Origin of the sequence: Kitasatospora aureofaciens (assembly GCF_001188955.3) — a bacterium.
Taxonomy (GTDB): domain Bacteria; phylum Actinomycetota; class Actinomycetes; order Streptomycetales; family Streptomycetaceae; genus Kitasatospora; species Kitasatospora aureofaciens.
Map to the genome: position 1 here is coordinate 102,576 of NZ_JPRF03000097.1, position 14,529 is coordinate 117,104.

Annotated in this window: 21 protein-coding genes; 11 read left to right on the top strand and 10 right to left on the bottom strand. The window is 73.8% G+C overall.

Features of this window, described 5'->3' with window-relative positions:
- The first annotated feature begins 337 nt into the window (after positions 1–337).
- Complete coding sequence (locus tag HS99_RS39320) at positions 338–562, top strand: DUF6480 family protein (RefSeq protein ID WP_030553804.1); 225 nt, start codon at positions 338–340, stop codon at positions 560–562.
- 28 nt (positions 563–590) lie between these two features.
- Here the strand turns inward: HS99_RS39320 and HS99_RS39325 are convergent, their stop codons facing one another.
- Positions 591–845, bottom strand: a complete 255-nt coding sequence (locus tag HS99_RS39325) for a hypothetical protein (RefSeq protein WP_030289639.1) — start codon at positions 843–845, stop codon at positions 591–593.
- 130 nt (positions 846–975) lie between these two features.
- Here HS99_RS39325 and HS99_RS39330 point away from each other — a divergent pair, with 130 nt between their 5' ends.
- Positions 976–1,437, top strand: a complete 462-nt coding sequence (locus HS99_RS39330) for an SRPBCC family protein (RefSeq protein ID WP_030289638.1) — start codon at positions 976–978, stop codon at positions 1,435–1,437.
- A 78-nt stretch (positions 1,438–1,515) separates the two neighbouring features.
- On the opposite strand, the gene HS99_RS47490 is transcribed toward HS99_RS39330, so the two are convergent.
- Positions 1,516–2,388, bottom strand: a complete 873-nt coding sequence (locus HS99_RS47490; RefSeq protein WP_063738034.1) for a hypothetical protein — start codon at positions 2,386–2,388, stop codon at positions 1,516–1,518.
- 114 nt (positions 2,389–2,502) lie between these two features.
- Here HS99_RS47490 and HS99_RS39340 point away from each other — a divergent pair, with 114 nt between their 5' ends.
- Positions 2,503–2,952, top strand: a complete 450-nt coding sequence (locus HS99_RS39340; protein WP_046385985.1) for a hypothetical protein — start codon at positions 2,503–2,505, stop codon at positions 2,950–2,952.
- 40 nt (positions 2,953–2,992) lie between these two features.
- The gene (locus HS99_RS39345) at positions 2,993–3,205 is read left to right on the top strand and encodes a DUF6296 family protein (RefSeq protein WP_030289635.1); all 213 of its coding nucleotides are present in this window, start codon (positions 2,993–2,995) and stop codon (positions 3,203–3,205) included.
- A 136-nt stretch (positions 3,206–3,341) separates the two neighbouring features.
- On the opposite strand, the gene HS99_RS39350 is transcribed toward HS99_RS39345, so the two are convergent.
- Positions 3,342–3,557, bottom strand: coding sequence for a hypothetical protein (locus HS99_RS39350; RefSeq protein WP_141763907.1), 216 nt, complete (start codon positions 3,555–3,557; stop codon positions 3,342–3,344).
- Between the two features lie 167 nt (positions 3,558–3,724).
- Between HS99_RS39350 and HS99_RS39355 the strand changes: the two genes are divergently transcribed.
- A complete protein-coding gene (locus HS99_RS39355; RefSeq protein ID WP_030553807.1) occupies positions 3,725–4,291 on the top strand; it encodes a type 1 glutamine amidotransferase domain-containing protein in 567 nt (188 codons plus the stop codon).
- A gap of 143 nt (positions 4,292–4,434) precedes the next feature.
- On the opposite strand, the gene HS99_RS39360 is transcribed toward HS99_RS39355, so the two are convergent.
- The gene (locus tag HS99_RS39360) at positions 4,435–5,019 is read right to left on the bottom strand and encodes a hemerythrin domain-containing protein (protein WP_030553808.1); all 585 of its coding nucleotides are present in this window, start codon (positions 5,017–5,019) and stop codon (positions 4,435–4,437) included.
- Positions 5,020–5,168: 149 nt separating this feature from the next.
- Positions 5,169–5,609 carry a DUF6098 family protein gene (locus HS99_RS39365; protein WP_030553809.1) on the bottom strand — a complete coding sequence of 147 codons (441 nt, stop codon included), beginning with the start codon at positions 5,607–5,609 and terminating at the stop codon, positions 5,169–5,171.
- 211 nt (positions 5,610–5,820) lie between these two features.
- Here HS99_RS39365 and HS99_RS39370 point away from each other — a divergent pair, with 211 nt between their 5' ends.
- Complete coding sequence (locus HS99_RS39370) at positions 5,821–6,321, top strand: hemerythrin domain-containing protein (protein ID WP_030289631.1); 501 nt, start codon at positions 5,821–5,823, stop codon at positions 6,319–6,321.
- A gap of 201 nt (positions 6,322–6,522) precedes the next feature.
- Entirely contained in the window at positions 6,523–6,813 is a 291-nt protein-coding gene (locus HS99_RS39375) for a helix-turn-helix transcriptional regulator (protein ID WP_030553810.1), read from the top strand.
- 37 nt (positions 6,814–6,850) lie between these two features.
- Here the strand turns inward: HS99_RS39375 and HS99_RS39380 are convergent, their stop codons facing one another.
- Both HS99_RS39380 and HS99_RS39385 read right to left on the bottom strand, forming a co-directional pair.
- Positions 6,851–7,066: a DUF1360 domain-containing protein gene (locus tag HS99_RS39380; protein ID WP_030553811.1), complete on the bottom strand. Its 216-nt coding sequence runs from the start codon at positions 7,064–7,066 to the stop codon at positions 6,851–6,853.
- On the bottom strand, positions 7,060–7,227 hold the full coding sequence (locus HS99_RS39385; RefSeq protein WP_030289628.1) for a hypothetical protein: 168 nt from the start codon (positions 7,225–7,227) through the stop codon (positions 7,060–7,062). Before HS99_RS39385 ends, HS99_RS39380 begins: the two co-directional genes overlap by 7 nt.
- Positions 7,228–7,352: 125 nt before the next feature.
- On the opposite strand from HS99_RS39385, the gene HS99_RS39390 reads away from it, so the two are divergent.
- Together HS99_RS39390 and HS99_RS39395 are read left to right on the top strand one after the other, a co-directional pair.
- Positions 7,353–8,372 (top strand): homoserine dehydrogenase, encoded by a 1,020-nt coding sequence (locus tag HS99_RS39390; protein ID WP_030289627.1) that lies wholly within the window; start codon positions 7,353–7,355, stop codon positions 8,370–8,372.
- A gap of 39 nt (positions 8,373–8,411) precedes the next feature.
- Entirely contained in the window at positions 8,412–9,638 is a 1,227-nt protein-coding gene (locus HS99_RS39395; RefSeq protein ID WP_232790679.1) for an MFS transporter, read from the top strand.
- Positions 9,639–9,793: 155 nt separating this feature from the next.
- Here the strand turns inward: HS99_RS39395 and HS99_RS39400 are convergent, their stop codons facing one another.
- Entirely contained in the window at positions 9,794–10,063 is a 270-nt protein-coding gene (locus HS99_RS39400) for a hypothetical protein (protein WP_043480863.1), read from the bottom strand.
- A 31-nt stretch (positions 10,064–10,094) separates the two neighbouring features.
- Entirely contained in the window at positions 10,095–10,460 is a 366-nt protein-coding gene (locus tag HS99_RS39405) for a DUF488 domain-containing protein (protein WP_030289624.1), read from the bottom strand.
- Positions 10,461–10,651: 191 nt separating this feature from the next.
- Between HS99_RS39405 and ctaD the strand changes: the two genes are divergently transcribed.
- Together ctaD and ctaF are read left to right on the top strand one after the other, a co-directional pair.
- Positions 10,652–12,355, top strand: coding sequence for an aa3-type cytochrome oxidase subunit I (gene ctaD, locus HS99_RS39410; protein WP_078867636.1), 1,704 nt, complete (start codon positions 10,652–10,654; stop codon positions 12,353–12,355).
- The gene (gene ctaF / locus HS99_RS39415) at positions 12,352–12,753 is read left to right on the top strand and encodes an aa3-type cytochrome oxidase subunit IV (RefSeq protein WP_030289622.1); all 402 of its coding nucleotides are present in this window, start codon (positions 12,352–12,354) and stop codon (positions 12,751–12,753) included. Before ctaD ends, ctaF begins: the two co-directional genes overlap by 4 nt.
- Here ctaF and qcrB read toward each other — a convergent pair.
- A complete protein-coding gene (gene qcrB, locus HS99_RS39420; protein WP_063738035.1) occupies positions 12,713–14,479 on the bottom strand; it encodes a cytochrome bc1 complex cytochrome b subunit in 1,767 nt (588 codons plus the stop codon). The genes ctaF and qcrB overlap by 41 nt on opposite strands.
- Between the last annotated feature and the right edge of the window lie 50 nt (positions 14,480–14,529).

Sequence of the window (14,529 nt, forward strand, 5' to 3'; positions counted from 1 at the left end):
CGCGTCCCCGGCCCGTTCTGCCCGGGACACCTATACCGCGGATCATGCTGCGGCGCGCAGCGACCACCAGGACCCCCGGGCCCCGCCCGAACGGCGGCGCGATACGGAAGGCCGGCGAACTGACCGGCAGGGGCCTGGTTCCCCGCGTTGATCGGGTTGCGGTCAGGACGCGTCCAGAGGGTCCCCATGCCCCTGGTCGATGTGACGGCGCTCAGCCGACGGGTCGCCGGGTACGACGTGGCGGCGGGCAGCCGGGTTGCCGGGACGGGCGGTGTTTCCGACCGCCGCCCCCGGGCAGCCGCCGGGTGTCCGAGCCGCTGCCACCTGGGACGACATCATGACCACACCCGATCCTGATCCCGACTACACCCCCGCGCTGGACGAACACGGCGCACTACCCGGCGGGGACACGCCGCCGGCCGAAGGGGGAATCTCCGGCATCTCCCATCCGGAGCCCGTGGAAGTGCGGCGGGCCTGGGGGCCCTGGCCCGCCGTCGTGATCGTGCTGCTGGCGCTGGCGGTCTCCGTCATGCTGGTCGCGATGATCTTCGTGCTGACCTGACGTGCCCTCCGGGCCGTCCGGCCCCGGGTCAGCGATTGCCCGCCGCGAGTGCCTCACGGACGGTCACCAGGCAGGGGTCGCAGTACCGGTCCGGCACCTCCGCGCCGGTGCCGTCGGCTGCCGGAACCACCCGCTGGGACGGTTCGAGGAACCGCCCGCACAGTGACGCCGTCGCGTCGTCCTTCGCCACCACGTGCCACACCACGGCGGGCGGCGACACCGCCGGGTCGTGCTCGGCCCACATCTCGTACACGGCGACCTCCGGGTCTCGGGGCTCGGTCACCCCATGCAAACCCGGGACACCCGGGTCGGCCACCGGGCCGGGCCCGGTGGGATGGTTACACCGCTCCGGGGCGGGCACACGCGCGGTCGGCCGGGACGGACCCGGCCGGGAGACACGAGGAGGCCCCAGCATGAGCATGGTGAAGGAGTCCGTGGACGTCGACGTCCCGCTGCACGCCGCCTACAACCAGTGGACGCTGTTCGAGGAGTTCCCCCGCTTCATGGAGGGCGTCGACGCGGTCACCCAGCTCGACGACCGCCACAACCACTGGCGCACCAGCATCGGAGGGGTCAGCCGGGAGTTCGACACCGAGATCGTCGACCAGCTGCCCGACGAGCGGATCGCCTGGCGGACCATGGACGGCGGCGACGTGGACCAGAAGGGCGTGGTCACCTTCCAGAAGCTGGACGACCTCCACACCCGGGTCAACATGGCCATCGACTTCCGGCCCGAGGGCATGGCCGAGAAGACCGCCGACGTCCTGGGCGTGGTGGACCGGCGGGTGAAGGGTGACCTGAGGCGGTTCAAGGAGTTCATCGAGGAGCGCGGCCGGGCGGAGGGCGGGTGGCGCGGCCGGATCACGCCGAGCTGACCCCACACGTCGGTGCGGCCCCGCTCCCCGGATCTCCGGGGAGCGGGGCCGCACCCGTGGCTGCGCCGTCCCCGGGCGTCAGCTCTCGGTCGGCTGCTCGCCCTCAGCGTCCTCGACGCCGGTCGCGCCTTCGACGGACTCCGGTGTCTCGATGCCCCGCCGGCCCGTACGGTCCTCCGTCCGCCCCGCGCGGGTGTCCGGGTCGGCCGGTTCCGGCTCGTCCGCTCCGCCGTCGGAGCGGATCCGCACCGCCTCCTCCTCGGCCGACAGGCCCGCGGTGTCGCCGGTGGCCTCGCCCTGGAGGTCGGTGTGCCGGTCCGGGAGGCCGAGCCGGCCGGCGGCGTCCTCCGGCACGTCGGCCACGGCCGTCCGCTCGTCGGTCTCCGGCTCCTCCTGGGCGAGCCGGGCGTCCAGGGACTCCCCCTCGGCCTGCTCGGCCCCGGTCGTGCCGTGGGACTCGGCGGCCACCGGGGTGTCCCCGGGGACGGCGGCGATCTGCGGGTCCTCCGACCACTCGCGGGCCGGGGAGCCGTCCTGGAGGTCGGGGATCCCCTCGTCCTCCGGCTCGGCGCCCGGGTCGTGATGGCCCCGCTCGGGCTCCGGCAGCGGTTCGTCCGTCTCCGGCACCGGCTCCCCGGCCCCACCCGGGCCGGTCCGGCTCGTTCCGGAGGGCGCACCGGCCGACGGCGGCGGATCGACCGAGGTCGGCGGCTGGTGCACCGGTCCCGCGTAGTCCTCGTCCGGCTGGACGCCGGGCACCGGCCCCTCGGCGATCTCCGGTTGCTGCTCGGCACTCCCGGCCACGTTCGGCGTCCCGCCCTTGCCGATCGGCGACGGACGGCGCTCCGGACCCTCGTCCCGCTCCTCAACGGGCTCGGTCCCGGCGGTGTCCGCCGGGCCGATCGCGCCGCCCATGTCGTGCAGCGGCCGTTCGTGTGACGATCCGTTCATGGTGTTCCTCCCTGCCGTGTGCGGCCCGGTCGACGGGGCCCGATGACGCGCCTACCCGCCCGCCGCCGCCCGTACCGGCCGGTTTGCCCGACCGATGCGGGGTAGGCGCGCGGCATGGAGGACTTCGGAACCCCGGCGGACGACTCGGCCGCCGACGACAGGGAAGTGTTCGACCTGTGCGACCACTGCGGCCGGGTCGTCGCCGCCGCGGACCTGCTCAGTGCGCTGGTCCCGGACTCCTCCGCGCTGCACCCGAGCGATCCGGAGCTGGACGGCAGACGGGTGCTCACCGCCTGCACGGTGGAGCATTTGGCCGAGCTGGTGGAGTACTACCGCGACCGCCCCTTCGTCCTCGAGGAGCAGTGGGCCGGCAAGGTCTGCCGGGCGCTGGCCGAGCAGGAGGATGCCGTCCCGCTCAGCCTGGTCGCCCGGATGAGCGGGCTGTCCGTGCAGCAGGCGGCGCAGGGCGTGGAGTGGCACAACGCCCGCGCCCGCGAATGGCAGGCCCGCTACGGCGACGACGCGGCCGCCGCGGCCGCCGACGAGGACGAGGACGAGCCGTGAACCCGACGGCACGGCGACCGACCACGGAGGATGACGAACCATGAGCACCGCCAAGCGCTACCGCCTGGTCGCCGCCGACCCGTACCGGGAGTTCGTGCTCACCGCCACCGGGGCGATGGGCAGCGAGGGCACCCAGGTGTACGTGGACGAGTCCGGAGCCGTCCGCGCCGAGATCGACGGCGACGGCGAGGTGCGGACCATCACCACCGCCCTCCCGCTGGGCCGGCCGGTCCGCGCGGAGCCGCTGGACTGACCGCCGCCCCGACGGTCGGACGAGCCGCCGGCTGATCCCGAGGTCGCGCCCGGGACCAGCCGGTGACGGCTGTGCCGACAGCTATCGGGCCGACGTCGGTTGCGCCGACGGTCGTGCGACGCCGGCGGCCCGCGCCTCACGGCGCGTCCGGATCCGTCGCCGGGGGCTCCGGGTGGTCGGGCTGCTCCTCGTCCTCCTCCAGGCCCGCCGCGGGTGCGTCGGGGTCCGGGGGACGGGGGCGCGGCGGCCGGCTTCCGTCGGCCGGGGACCGCTCGGCCTCCTCCGGGCCGCCGTGCCGGTGGCCGGCACGACCGCGCGTCGCCACCGCCCAGGAGCGTCGTCTGATGCTCACCACTGCCTCCACCGTTCGGTGCGGGTGTCTTCGTCCCGCCGGTGCCGCGCGACTACCCGGATCGGAACCCACGAATCCGGCATGGCCGCGCCGATGCCGGGTAGCCGCCGACGTCCGGGGGCGCGGCCGCCGCGCCCGAGGCCGGCCAACGCTGCCAAGGAGGAGCGATGACGCACACCACCAAGGTCCTGGCGATCGTGACGAACTACGGCGTCGAACAGGACGAACTGCTCGTCCCCGTACGGCACCTGCGCGAGAACGGCACGCAGGTCGACATCGCCGCCCCGGACCGGGACGACATCCGCACCCTGGTCAACGACAAGGACCCGGGCGAGATCGTGCGCCCGACCCACACCCTCGGCGAGATCGAGCCCTCCGGCTACGACCTGCTGCTCATCCCCGGTGGCACGATCAACGCGGACACCCTGCGGCTGCGCCAGGAGGCGGTCGCCCTGGTGCTCGCCTTCACCACCTCCGGCCGGCCCGTCGCCGCCATCTGCCACGGCCCGTGGATGCTGGCCGAGGCGGGCGTCGCCTACGGCAAGCGGCTCACCTCCTACCCGTCCCTGCGCACCGACCTCGCCAACGCCGGCGCGACCTGGGCCGACGAATCGCTGGTCACCGACGACGCCAACGGCTGGCGGCTGATCACCTCCCGCAACCCGGGTGACCTGGACGACTTCCTGCGGGGCATCGACTCCGCCCTGAGCGCCCGCACCGGGGCCACCGCCTGACCGCCGGGGCCACGCCTGCCCGGGCCCGTCACGGAGCCCGGCCCGGAGCGCGACCGGCGAAGGCCCGTACGGTGCCGCACCTGGCGGCCTCCGTACGGGCCTTCGCTCCGCGCCGGTTCGGGCCGGTTCGGCTCCGCTCGGGCTCAGGGCGAGTGCTGCCCGCTGTTGTCGTGCCCGGTGAGACGGTCGCGCAGGGCGGTGATCGCCCCGGCGCCCGGCGGAAGCCCCCGGACTGCCGGACCTGCCGGACCCGCTGGACCCGTAGCGCCCGGTGGACCCGCCCGGGGCTCGCGCAGCCGGCGCTCGCACCGACGCAGCTCATCCGGCCGGGCCCGGGCCCGGAGGGCGGGGAAGAGCTGCTCCTCCTCACCGCGCAGGTGGGTGCGGAGCACCAGGAGCAGGACGGCGGTGGCCCGGCGCCGCCCGGTGACGGACAGCCGGCAGTCGTCCGCCCGGTCGAGCAGCCGGCGGATCGACGCGTGGGTACACCCGGCGGCGTCCGCGAGCGCCCGTCCGACCGGCAGATACCGGCGCGCCAGCGGGTAGAGGTGCTCCTCCTCGGCCGCCAGATGGGGCAGGAGGAGGCGGCGCAGGGCGGCGAGCAGCCGCAGGTCCTCCTCGTCGCTGGTTCCGCCGCGGGTTCGGACGCCGTCCAGCTGTCGCAGCAGCGCCTCGATGGCCCGGTGCTGGGCGCACAGCCCGCTCGGGAACCCTTCGGCAGCCTTCATGGGGACCTCCGTTCGACGGCGGGAGAGTGCTTGAACGGACTTGAACGAACGCGCCTGCCCGGTCGGGCCCCGGACAACCGCGCCGCGGCCCGACCGGCCAGGGAGTCGTCATCCCGCTGCTCGGGGGTGGCGGCCGGGGACGGGTCGGCTCAGCCGGTGGAGTCCCGACCGGGGGTGAAGCGCTCCTGATACCGGCGCACCGCCTCGTCCAGGACGTTCCGGCCCAGCCAGGCGAGCGGCAGTGGGTCGGCGATCAGCGGTTCGTGGTCCGGCCCCGCGCCGACCACCCGACCGGTCAGCACCCACGGTCGGCGCTGCGGGCAACTCTCCGCCAGTTCCGCGTACTTCATCACCCGGCGGGCGACCCAGTCAGCGGCGGGCCGCGGCCACCACGGCTCGGGGCGCAGCGGGGTCACCGACAGCCCGGGCAGGGGCACGTCCGCCTCGTAGTCGCGGCTGAGGGCGCCGCCGTCCCCGTCGGGGCCCTCGGAGTACCGCAGGTAGACGTCCAGGTCGCCGGTGGCGAGCGAGGTCAGCAGGGCCAGATCGTCGATCAGGCCCATGCCGTCCTCGCCGCTCGTGCTGTGCATCTCCCGCCGGCCTCGCTGACGTCGGTCGTCCCGGTCGTCGGTCCGGAGCCGGGACGTACCTGGCGGCTGCCCGGACCGGACGGCGGCGAAACTGCCGACGTCAGCGGCGTAGGCGGCGTTCCCGGGGGTCGTGCGGCGGGCCGGGTTTGTCCCCGGGCCGCCCGGGGACACGCCCGACCGTCGGGGGCGATTGTCGAGGAGGAGACCCGCGATGTCGAACGATGCCATCGTCCTGCTGCGGGAGGACCACAAGGAGGTCCGCCGCCTGTTCCGCGAGTACCAGGGGCTCGCCGACGGCGACGACGGGGCGCGCCGCAGGACGGTCCAACGGATCGTCGAGGAGCTGACCGTCCACACCTACCTGGAGGACGAACTGGTCTACCCCAGGATCCGCCAGGAACTGCCCGGCCTCGCCGAGGAGATGGACCGCGCCGAGCAGGAGCACCACGTCGCCGACCTGCTCTGCGAGGAGCTCCACGGGATGTCCCCCGACGACAACGGCTACGACGCCAAGACCGCCGTCCTGATCGACGCCGTCGAGCGGCACATCGAACACGAGGAGAGCGAGGTGTTCCCGAAGGTGCGGGCCGCGCTCGGCCGCACGGAACTGCGGGAGCTGGGCGAGCGGATGCAGGCCGTGCGCGAGACCGCCCCGCGCCAGCCGACCGCCGGCGGCGTCCTGCACCGCATCGCCGACGCGCTGGAGGGCTGACCCGAGCCCGAGGCGGCGAGCAGCACCCGGAACAGCCGGACCGCGAGGAAGGAACTCCCGTGCGGCACGACGAAGACCTGACCCTCTCCCCGCAACTGCTCAGCAGCCTCTGAACCGGAGGGCCCCGATGTGCGCAGCCGCTTCCCGTAGTGCCCGGCACTCCGGCGGGAACGCCGTCCGTACCGGCCGTGGGCGCACCCCATGACGGGCCGGCGGGCGGCCCTCGGGTGGACCTTCCTCACCAGCCACGCCCGCGTAGTGGTGCAGATAGCCCGCGACCCGGGGGTTCGGGTGCGGGACATCGCCGCCCGCTGCCTGCTCACCGAACGGGCGGTGCAGCGGATCATCGTCGACCTGGAAGAGGCCGGGTACCTCACTCACGAGCGGCGGGGGCGGGTCAACCACTACCGGGTGATCACCGGCAAGCAACTGCGTCACCCGGCCGACGCCGGGCCCACCCTCGCCGAGCTGCTGGCCGCGCTGCTGCGCTGACCGCAGCTCGGCGCGGGTGGGCCGAGGGTGGGCGGGGTCAGTCGGTGGCGTTCTGGAGGCCGACCCGGACGAAATGCAGCAGGTCGGCCACGGTGAGGGCAGTCAGCCCGGAGCAGACGAGTCTGGTCGCCCCGGGCGCGAACACCTGAGCGCCGGTCAGGCCCGTCGCGATCCACAGACCGCCGCAGAACGGGCAGGTGATCAGCAGGGCGGCTTCGCCGGTGTCCGCAGGCGGTCGGCCTGCGGTCACCATCGGTACCACCGGCCGCCGCCACCCCGGCGGCCTCCGGCGAACGCGAAACCGAGGAGCCACAGCACCAGTACGGCGAGGGCGATCCACCACAGGGCGTGGACGGCGAAGCCCGCTCCGCCCAGGATGATCGCCAGCAACAGGACGAGAATGATGAGGACCATCGGATTCGGCCTTCTCGTGGGGTGCGGATCGTTACGGATCCGGCGTGGGCCCGCTCCGGCACGGTCCATACGCGCGGACGCCGGTCCGGCTCCGGAGAGTTGACCGCCCCGCGTATCCTGCCGAAGTGTCTTCACCACATGCCGGAAGCGATCCGGCCGTCGTGCTGTCGGGCTACGGTCCCGTCGGCCGTGCCTACGCCGAGCGACTGCTGACCCGGGGTGAGGGGCTCGCGCGCGACCACGGCGTACGGCCGAGGCTCGCGGCCGTACGCGTCGGCACCGCACAGGTCCTGCTCCCCGACGGCGGACCCGTCCCGCCGCGGGCGGAATGGGCCCCGCCGGCCGAGCTGGAGGAGACCCTCGACCGGACCGGTGCGCGGGTGCTGGTGCAGGCGCTCCCGTCCTCCCCGAAGGCGCGGCAGCAGGCCGCCGAGGAGGCCGTGCTGGCGCTGGGCCGAGGGGTCCACGTCGTCACCGCCACCAAGAGCCACCTGTTGAGCCACTGGAGTGAACTCGGGGAGGCCGCTCGGTCGGGCGGCAGCCTGATCAGGATCTCCGGCGCGACCGGCGCGGCCCTTCCGGCCGCGGACCTGGCCCGCACCGGAGTGCGCGGGCTCGGCTGCCGCTCTCTCCGGGCCTGCCCCAACGGCACCGCCACCTTCGTGCTCGACCGCCTGGCGGCCGGCGACTCCCTCGACCGGGCGGTCGGCGAGGCCCGGTGCCGCGGCATCGCCGAGGCCGACCCCACGGCCGACCTCTCGGGCGGCGACGCGGCCACCAAGGTGCGGCTGCTCGCGGCCCTGCTGTGGGGCTGGGAGCCGTCCGCCGTCCGGGTCGGCACGGAGGCCGTGGACGCGCGGACCGGCCCGGCGGCGGTGGCCGCGGCCGTCCGGGGCAACCGGCTGCGGGCCGTGGCGAGCGCGAGCGCGGACCGCCCGTTCGTGGTCGAGGTGCGCCTGGAGGAGACCGTGCCGGGCGACCCACTGCACGCGCTCACCGGCCCGGAGAAGGCGGTCGTCTACGGCTGCCCCGACGCCGGGGACATCACGGTCAGCGGCGGCCGGTCCAGCCCGCTCGGCGCGGCGCTCGCGATGTTGCGGGACACCCTCGACGTGACGGCCCCGCGCGGGTACGGCTTCGGCTGAGGCGGACGGCCCCCGGGGGCCGCGGATCGTGGAGGCGTTGTGGGCACGGATCCAGCCGGCGGGCGGGCGGCCGAGCGGGCGGACGGCGGCGCGGGCATGCGGCCGTGGCGGTTCGTGGTGTGGTTCGGCACCGTCAGCCTGCTCGCGGACTTCGTCTACGAGGGCGCCCGTTCCATCACCGGACCGCTGCTGGCCTCGCTGGGCGCCACCGCGACGGTGGTCGGCGTGGTGACGGGCGCGGGCGAGGCGGCGGCGCTCGTCCCGCGCCTGCTGTCGGGGCCGCTGGCCGACCGCACCGGGCGGTTCTGGGCGCTGGCGATCGGGGGTTACGTGCTCACGGTGGCCTCCGTCCCGCTGCTCGGCGTGGTGGGCTCGCTCGGCGCGGCCTGCGTGCTGGTGATCACCGAGCGGGTCGGCAAGGCGATCCGCTCCCCGGCCAAGGACACCCTGCTCTCCCACGCCACCGCCGCCACCGGCCGGGGCCGGGGCTTCGCCGTGCACGAGGCTCTGGACCAGGTCGGCGCCGTCGTCGGCCCGCTCACCGTCGCGGGCGTGCTCGCGGCCACCGGCGGCTACGGCCCCGCGCTCGGCGTCCTCGCCGTCCCGGGCGTGGCCATGCTCGGTCTGCTGTGGTGGCTGCGCACCCGGGTGCCCGACCCGAGCCGCTACGAGTCCGCGCTGCACCCTGCTCCGGAGCCCACCCCGGTGGCGCCCGTACGGATGCCGCTGCCCCGCGCGTTCTGGGCCTACGCCGCGTTCACCGCAGCCACCATGACCGGCTTCACGACCTACGGCGTGCTCTCCTTTCACCTCGTGCGGCGCCACCTGCTCCCCGCCTCCGCCGTACCGGTGCTGTACGCCGGGGCGATGCTCGCGGGCGCGCTGGCGAGCCTGGCGACCGGCTGGCTGTACGACCGGATCGGCCCGCGCACCCTGGTGGCGCTGCCGGTGCTGGCCGCGGCGGTGCCCCCGCTGGGCTTCAGCGCGGCGGTGACGGCGGCGGTGGCCGGTGCGCTGGTGTGGGGCGCGGCGCTGGGCGTGCAGGAGTCGACCCTGCGGGCCGTGGTCGCCGACCTCGTCCCCGCGCCGCGCCGGGCGACGGCGTACGGGGTGTTCGCGGCCGTCGTCGGCGCCGCCACCCTGGCCGGCGGGGCCCTCACGGGCGCTCTCTACGCGGTGTCCGTGCCCGCTCTGGTCGTGACCGTGGTCGCCGTCCAGGCGGCCGCCCTGCTGCTGCTCGTCGCCGTACGCCCGGGCCGTCGCTGACGTCACCGCTGACGTCACCGCCCCGCGGCCGCCCTGCACCTCCCGCCGGCCTCCGCGGTCGCCGGGGCCGGGGGCGCTTCACCACGCGCGGCTGATTCCGCACTCGATCCCGTACTTGACCCCGCACCCGATCCCGCACCCGATTCCGCACCTGATCACGGCGCCGCCCGCAGGGCCGCCTCGCAGGCGAGGCAGCGCCGGTCGGCCAGGGCGGGCGGGTACCAGGGCTCGCCCGGGCGGGCCGGGCGGTAGTGGGAGTGCTCCATCGGGTCGGTGTCCAGGCCGCACAGGGTGCGGGGGAGCGGGTCCTCGGGCACGTCCGGGTCGCCGCCCGCCGCGTGCACCGCGCACACCACCGGCTCCACGCCGTCCGGCCCCAGGGCCTCGTCCTGTTCCAGTTCGAACAGGACCACGATCGCCGTCATGTCGTTCCGCCCGTCCGGCGCCGTCGGCCGGTCACCGCTTCTTCTTCGCCAGCCACTCGGCGAGCACGGCGGCCTGGCTGTGGTCGACGTCCTTGGTGGCGGTCAGCAGGGTGAGCCTGTCCTGGGCGGCGAGTTCGCGCAGGTGTCCGGCGGCCTCCTGGTGGTCGGCGTCGCGCAGCTCGGTGAGGTAGCGGCGGCGGAACTCGGCGAAGCGCTCCGGGTCGTGGCCGTACCACTCGCGCAGCTCGGTGGACGGGGCGACGTCACGCAGCCACTCGTCCAGGTGGGCGTCCTGCTTCTTCACCCCGCGCGGCCAGACGCGGTCCACCAGCACGCGCTGCCCGTCCTGCGGCGAGGAGCCCTCGTAGATCCGCCGGTAGGTGATCTTCGCGGTCATGACGGGCCCTTCCGGTTCGCGCGGTGCGGTGGGGGGCGGCGGGCGCCCCACACCAGCGTGTGCCCTGACCGGGGGGATCCGCACACCGACGGCGGCCTGCGGCCGGCGCTGCCGCGTGGCACCCGGGCGCGCCGTCCGGCCGCCGTTAGGGTCCCGCCGGGGGGTGCCATCGGCTCCGTCACGGAGGTTCCATGAGTGCGTCCGACACCGCCGCGCCGCCGCGCACCCAGGTCAGGGTGCGGCGGGGCAGTAGATTGCTGGGCTGGCTGTTCACCACCGACCACAAGGTGATCGGCAACCTCTACCTGGTGACGGCCTTCGGGTTCTTCCTGGCGGGAGGTGCGATGGCGCTGCTGATGCGGACGCAGCTGCTGGGCCCCCACACCGGGTTCCTGTCGAACGAGCAGTACAACCAGATGTTCACCATGCACGGCACGATCATGCTGCTGCTGTTCGCCACCCCGACCTTCGCGGGCTTCGCCAACGCGATCATGCCGCTGCAGATCGGCGCCCCCGACGTGGCCTTCCCCCGGCTGAACGCCTTCACCTACTGGGCGTTCCTGCTGGGCGGCCTGATCGTGCTGAGCGGCTTCCTCACCACCGGCGGGGCCCCCGCCTTCGGCTGGTTCGCGTACGCGCCGCTGAACGGCCCGGCGCACTCGCCGGGGCTGGGCGGGGACCTGTGGGCGCTCGGCCTGGTGGTGGCCGGGCTCGGGACGATCCTCGGCGCGGTCAACTTCATCACCACCATCACCTGCCTGCGGGCGCCGGGGATGACGCTGTTCCGGATGCCGATCTTCACCTGGAACGTGCTGTTCACCTCGATCATGGTGCTGCTGGCCTTCCCGGTGCTCACCGCCGCCCTGCTGCTGCTGGAGGCGGACCGCAAGTTCGGCGCCCACGTCTACGATCCGGCCAACGGCGGGGCGCTGCTGTGGCAGCACCTGTTCTGGTTCTTCGGCCATCCGGAGGTGTACATCGTCGCGGTGCCGTTCTTCGGCATCGTCACCGAGATCATCCCGGTCTTCAGCCGCAAGCCGATGTTCGGTTACTACGGGATGATCGGCGCGACCGTCGCCATCACCTCCCTGTCGATGTCGGTGTGGGCCCACCACATGTTCGCCACCGGGCAGGTGCTGCTGCCCTTCTTCTCGATGATGTCCTTCCTCATCGCGGTGCCCACCGGGGTGAAGTTCTTCAACTGGATCGGGACCATGTGGAACGGCTCGCTGTCCTTCGAGACCCCGATGCTGTGGTCGATCGGGTTCCTGGTGACCTTCCTGTTCGGCGGCCTGAGCGGAGTCCTGCTGGCCGCGCCGCCGATCGACTTCCACGTCACCGACAGCTACTTCGTGGTGGCCCACCTCCACTACGTCCTGTTCGGGACGGTCGTGTTCGCGACCTTCGGGGGCTTCTACTTCTGGTGGCCGAAGATCACCGGGAAGATGCTCGACGAGCGGCTCGGCAAGGTGCAGTTCTGGATCCTGTTCGTCGCGTTCCAGACCACCTTCCTGGTGATGCACTGGCTGGGCGCCCAGGGCATGCCCCGGCGCTACGCGACGTACCTGGCGGTGGACGGCTTCACCACGCTCAACGTGGTCGCCTCGATCGGCGCCTTCCTGCTCGGGGTCTCCAACCTCCCGTTCTTCTACAACGTCTGGATCACCACCCGGCACGGCACCCCGGTCGAGCAGGACGACCCGTGGGGCTGGGGCCGCTCACTCGAATGGGCCACCTCCTGCCCGCCGCCGCACCACAACTTCCAGGTACTGCCCCGGATCCGCTCCGAGTCGCCGGCCTTCGACCTGCACCACCCCGAGGTCCCGACGGAGGAGTCGTCGAGCACCTCCGGACAGTCGCACGCCGGCCGGACCGGAGAGGAGGAGGGGCGATGAAGGCCGAGGGATGGCTGTTCACCGTGATGACGGTGTTCTTCGCGGTGACCGGACTCGTGTACGGATTCTGGGCCCGGGAGCCGGCCGGCAAGGCGATCCTGACGGTGGCGTTCCTGATGTCGGCGCTGGTCGCGCTGTTCTGGTTCGTCCAGCACCAGCGGAAGGGCGGCGGACGGCCCGAGGACCGCAAGGACGCCGAGATCGTGGAGAGCTCCGGGTCGAAGGGCTTCTTCCCGCCCCGCAGCGGCTACCCGGTGCTCACGGCGCTGGGCGTGGCGCTCTTCTCGCTGGGCCTGGTGTACGCCCTGTGGCTGATCGTCTGCGGGGCGGTGCTGCTCGGCTTCGCCGTGTTCGGCTTCATCTTCCAGTACCACGACCGCGGCGACGACGGGGCCTGAGCCGCCGGAACAGCCGGCCCAACGGCCCGCGTCCCCCGACGGGGGCGGGCCGCTCGGCCGCCGGCCGCGGGGCGTGCACCGGATCGGTGAGGACGGCCGTGACGGCGCGGGACTCCTGCTCGGTGGCGGGCAGCTCGACCCGGTCGCCGTGGTACCAGGAGCCGAGCGCCGCCCGGACCCGCTCGGTGCGCGGGGCCCCGGGCAGCGGTTCTTCGGGCTCCGGAACGTCCCGGACCAGCATCGCGTACCGCTCGGCCGCCGGCACCGGCCGGTGGTGCCCGTCGAAGCCGCCCACGATCGACTGGTCGATCCGGCCGGTCTCGTCGCCCTCCAGCAGCCGGTGGCGGTCGCGGGCCTGAAGGGCCAGGCAGATCCGGCGGGTCACCACGAAGGTGAGCGGCGGCGCCAGGAAGAACGCCGCCCGCAGTCCCCAGGTCAGCGAGTTGACCGAGATCCCGAAGTAGTACGCGATCACGTCGTTGCCGCCGGCGACCAGCAGCACCGTGTAGAAGGCGACCCCGGCCGCCCCCAGCCCGGTGCGGACGGGCTTGTTGCGGGGTCGGTCGCACAGGTGGTGCTCGCCGCTGCCCGGGGTCAGCCAGCGCTCCACGAAGGGGTAGGCGTACAGTCCCGCGAACAGCAGCCCGGGCACCACCAGCGCGGGCAGGAAGACGTTCCAGGAGACGGTGTGCCCGAGCACCCCCGTCTCGACGGCCGGGATCAGCCGCAGGGCGCCCTCGATGAACCCGATGTACCAGTCGGGCTGGGCGCCCGCCCCGACGACGTCGGGCCGGTAGGCGCTGTACCGCCAGATCGGGTTGATCTCCGCGAGCACCGCGGACAGCGCCAGGACGCCGCCGACGGTGAACGCCAGGCCGGTGGTGCGGACCAGGAACTGGGGGAAGAACGGGTGCCCCACCACGTTCCGGTTGGTGCGGCCGGGCTCCGCCCACTGGGTGTGCTTGAGCACCACCACCAGGGTCAGGTGGGCGCCGATCAGCGCCAGCAGCAGCCCCGGCACCAGGAGGATGTGCACGGTGAACAGCCGCGGGATGACCGCGTGCCCGGGGAAATCGCCGCCGAAGACGAAGAAACTGAGGTAGGTGCCGACCACCGGCACGGAGAGCAGGACGCCCTCGGCGATCCTGAGCCCGGTGCCGGACAGGGTGTCGTCCGGCAGGGAGTAGCCGGAGAAGCCCTCCAGCAGGGCGAGGGCGAACATGGTCAGCCCGATCACCCAGTTGAGCTCGCGGGGGCGGCGGAAGGCGCCGGTGAAGAACACCCGCAGCAGGTGCGCGCAGATCGAGGCGGTGAACAGCAGGGCGGCCCAGTGGTGGATCTGACGGACCAGCAGGCCGCCGCGCACGTCGAAGCTGATCCGCAGGGTCGAGGCGTAGGCCTCGGACATCCGCACCCCGCGCAGCGGCAAATAGGAGCCGTGGTAGTCGAGGTCGGTCATGCTCGGGGTGAAGAAGAAGGTGAGGAAGACCCCGGTCAGCAGCAGGAAGACGAAGCTGTACAGCGCCAGCTCGCCCAGCAGGAACGACCAGTGGTCGGGGAACACCTTGCGGAGCAGTTCCTTGCCCGCCTCGGCCAGCGGGAGCCGCCCGTCGACGGCCCGCACGGCGCGCTCGCCGCGCGTCGGCCCCGCCGGGCTCGTCCCCACCTGCTCGTCCCGGTCCGCCAGGCCGTCCGGAGGTGGGTCGATGCCCTGATTTCCGTCCATAGCGGGCAACCTAGTGGGAACCGCCGCGTCCGGGCGCGCAGGGCGTCGCG

Coding starts and splice junctions, on each gene's coding strand:
- HS99_RS39365 (WP_030553809.1), bottom strand. CDS start 5,609: ATGCACAGCACGAGCGGCGAGGACGGCATGGGCCTGATCGACGATCTG.
- HS99_RS39330 (WP_030289638.1), top strand. CDS start 976: ATGAGCATGGTGAAGGAGTCCGTGGACGTCGACGTCCCGCTGCACGCC.
- HS99_RS39340 (WP_046385985.1), top strand. CDS start 2,503: ATGGAGGACTTCGGAACCCCGGCGGACGACTCGGCCGCCGACGACAGG.
- HS99_RS39360 (WP_030553808.1), bottom strand. CDS start 5,019: ATGAAGGCTGCCGAAGGGTTCCCGAGCGGGCTGTGCGCCCAGCACCGG.
- HS99_RS39345 (WP_030289635.1), top strand. CDS start 2,993: ATGAGCACCGCCAAGCGCTACCGCCTGGTCGCCGCCGACCCGTACCGG.
- ctaD (WP_078867636.1), top strand. CDS start 10,652: ATGAGTGCGTCCGACACCGCCGCGCCGCCGCGCACCCAGGTCAGGGTG.
- HS99_RS39385 (WP_030289628.1), bottom strand. CDS start 7,227: ATGGTCCTCATCATTCTCGTCCTGTTGCTGGCGATCATCCTGGGCGGA.
- HS99_RS47490 (WP_063738034.1), bottom strand. CDS start 2,388: ATGAACGGATCGTCACACGAACGGCCGCTGCACGACATGGGCGGCGCG.
- HS99_RS39400 (WP_043480863.1), bottom strand. CDS start 10,063: ATGACGGCGATCGTGGTCCTGTTCGAACTGGAACAGGACGAGGCCCTG.
- HS99_RS39355 (WP_030553807.1), top strand. CDS start 3,725: ATGACGCACACCACCAAGGTCCTGGCGATCGTGACGAACTACGGCGTC.
- HS99_RS39370 (WP_030289631.1), top strand. CDS start 5,821: ATGTCGAACGATGCCATCGTCCTGCTGCGGGAGGACCACAAGGAGGTC.
- HS99_RS39405 (WP_030289624.1), bottom strand. CDS start 10,460: ATGACCGCGAAGATCACCTACCGGCGGATCTACGAGGGCTCCTCGCCG.
- ctaF (WP_030289622.1), top strand. CDS start 12,352: ATGAAGGCCGAGGGATGGCTGTTCACCGTGATGACGGTGTTCTTCGCG.
- HS99_RS39320 (WP_030553804.1), top strand. CDS start 338: ATGACCACACCCGATCCTGATCCCGACTACACCCCCGCGCTGGACGAA.
- qcrB (WP_063738035.1), bottom strand. CDS start 14,479: ATGGACGGAAATCAGGGCATCGACCCACCTCCGGACGGCCTGGCGGAC.
- HS99_RS39380 (WP_030553811.1), bottom strand. CDS start 7,066: ATGGTGACCGCAGGCCGACCGCCTGCGGACACCGGCGAAGCCGCCCTG.
- HS99_RS39375 (WP_030553810.1), top strand. CDS start 6,523: ATGACGGGCCGGCGGGCGGCCCTCGGGTGGACCTTCCTCACCAGCCAC.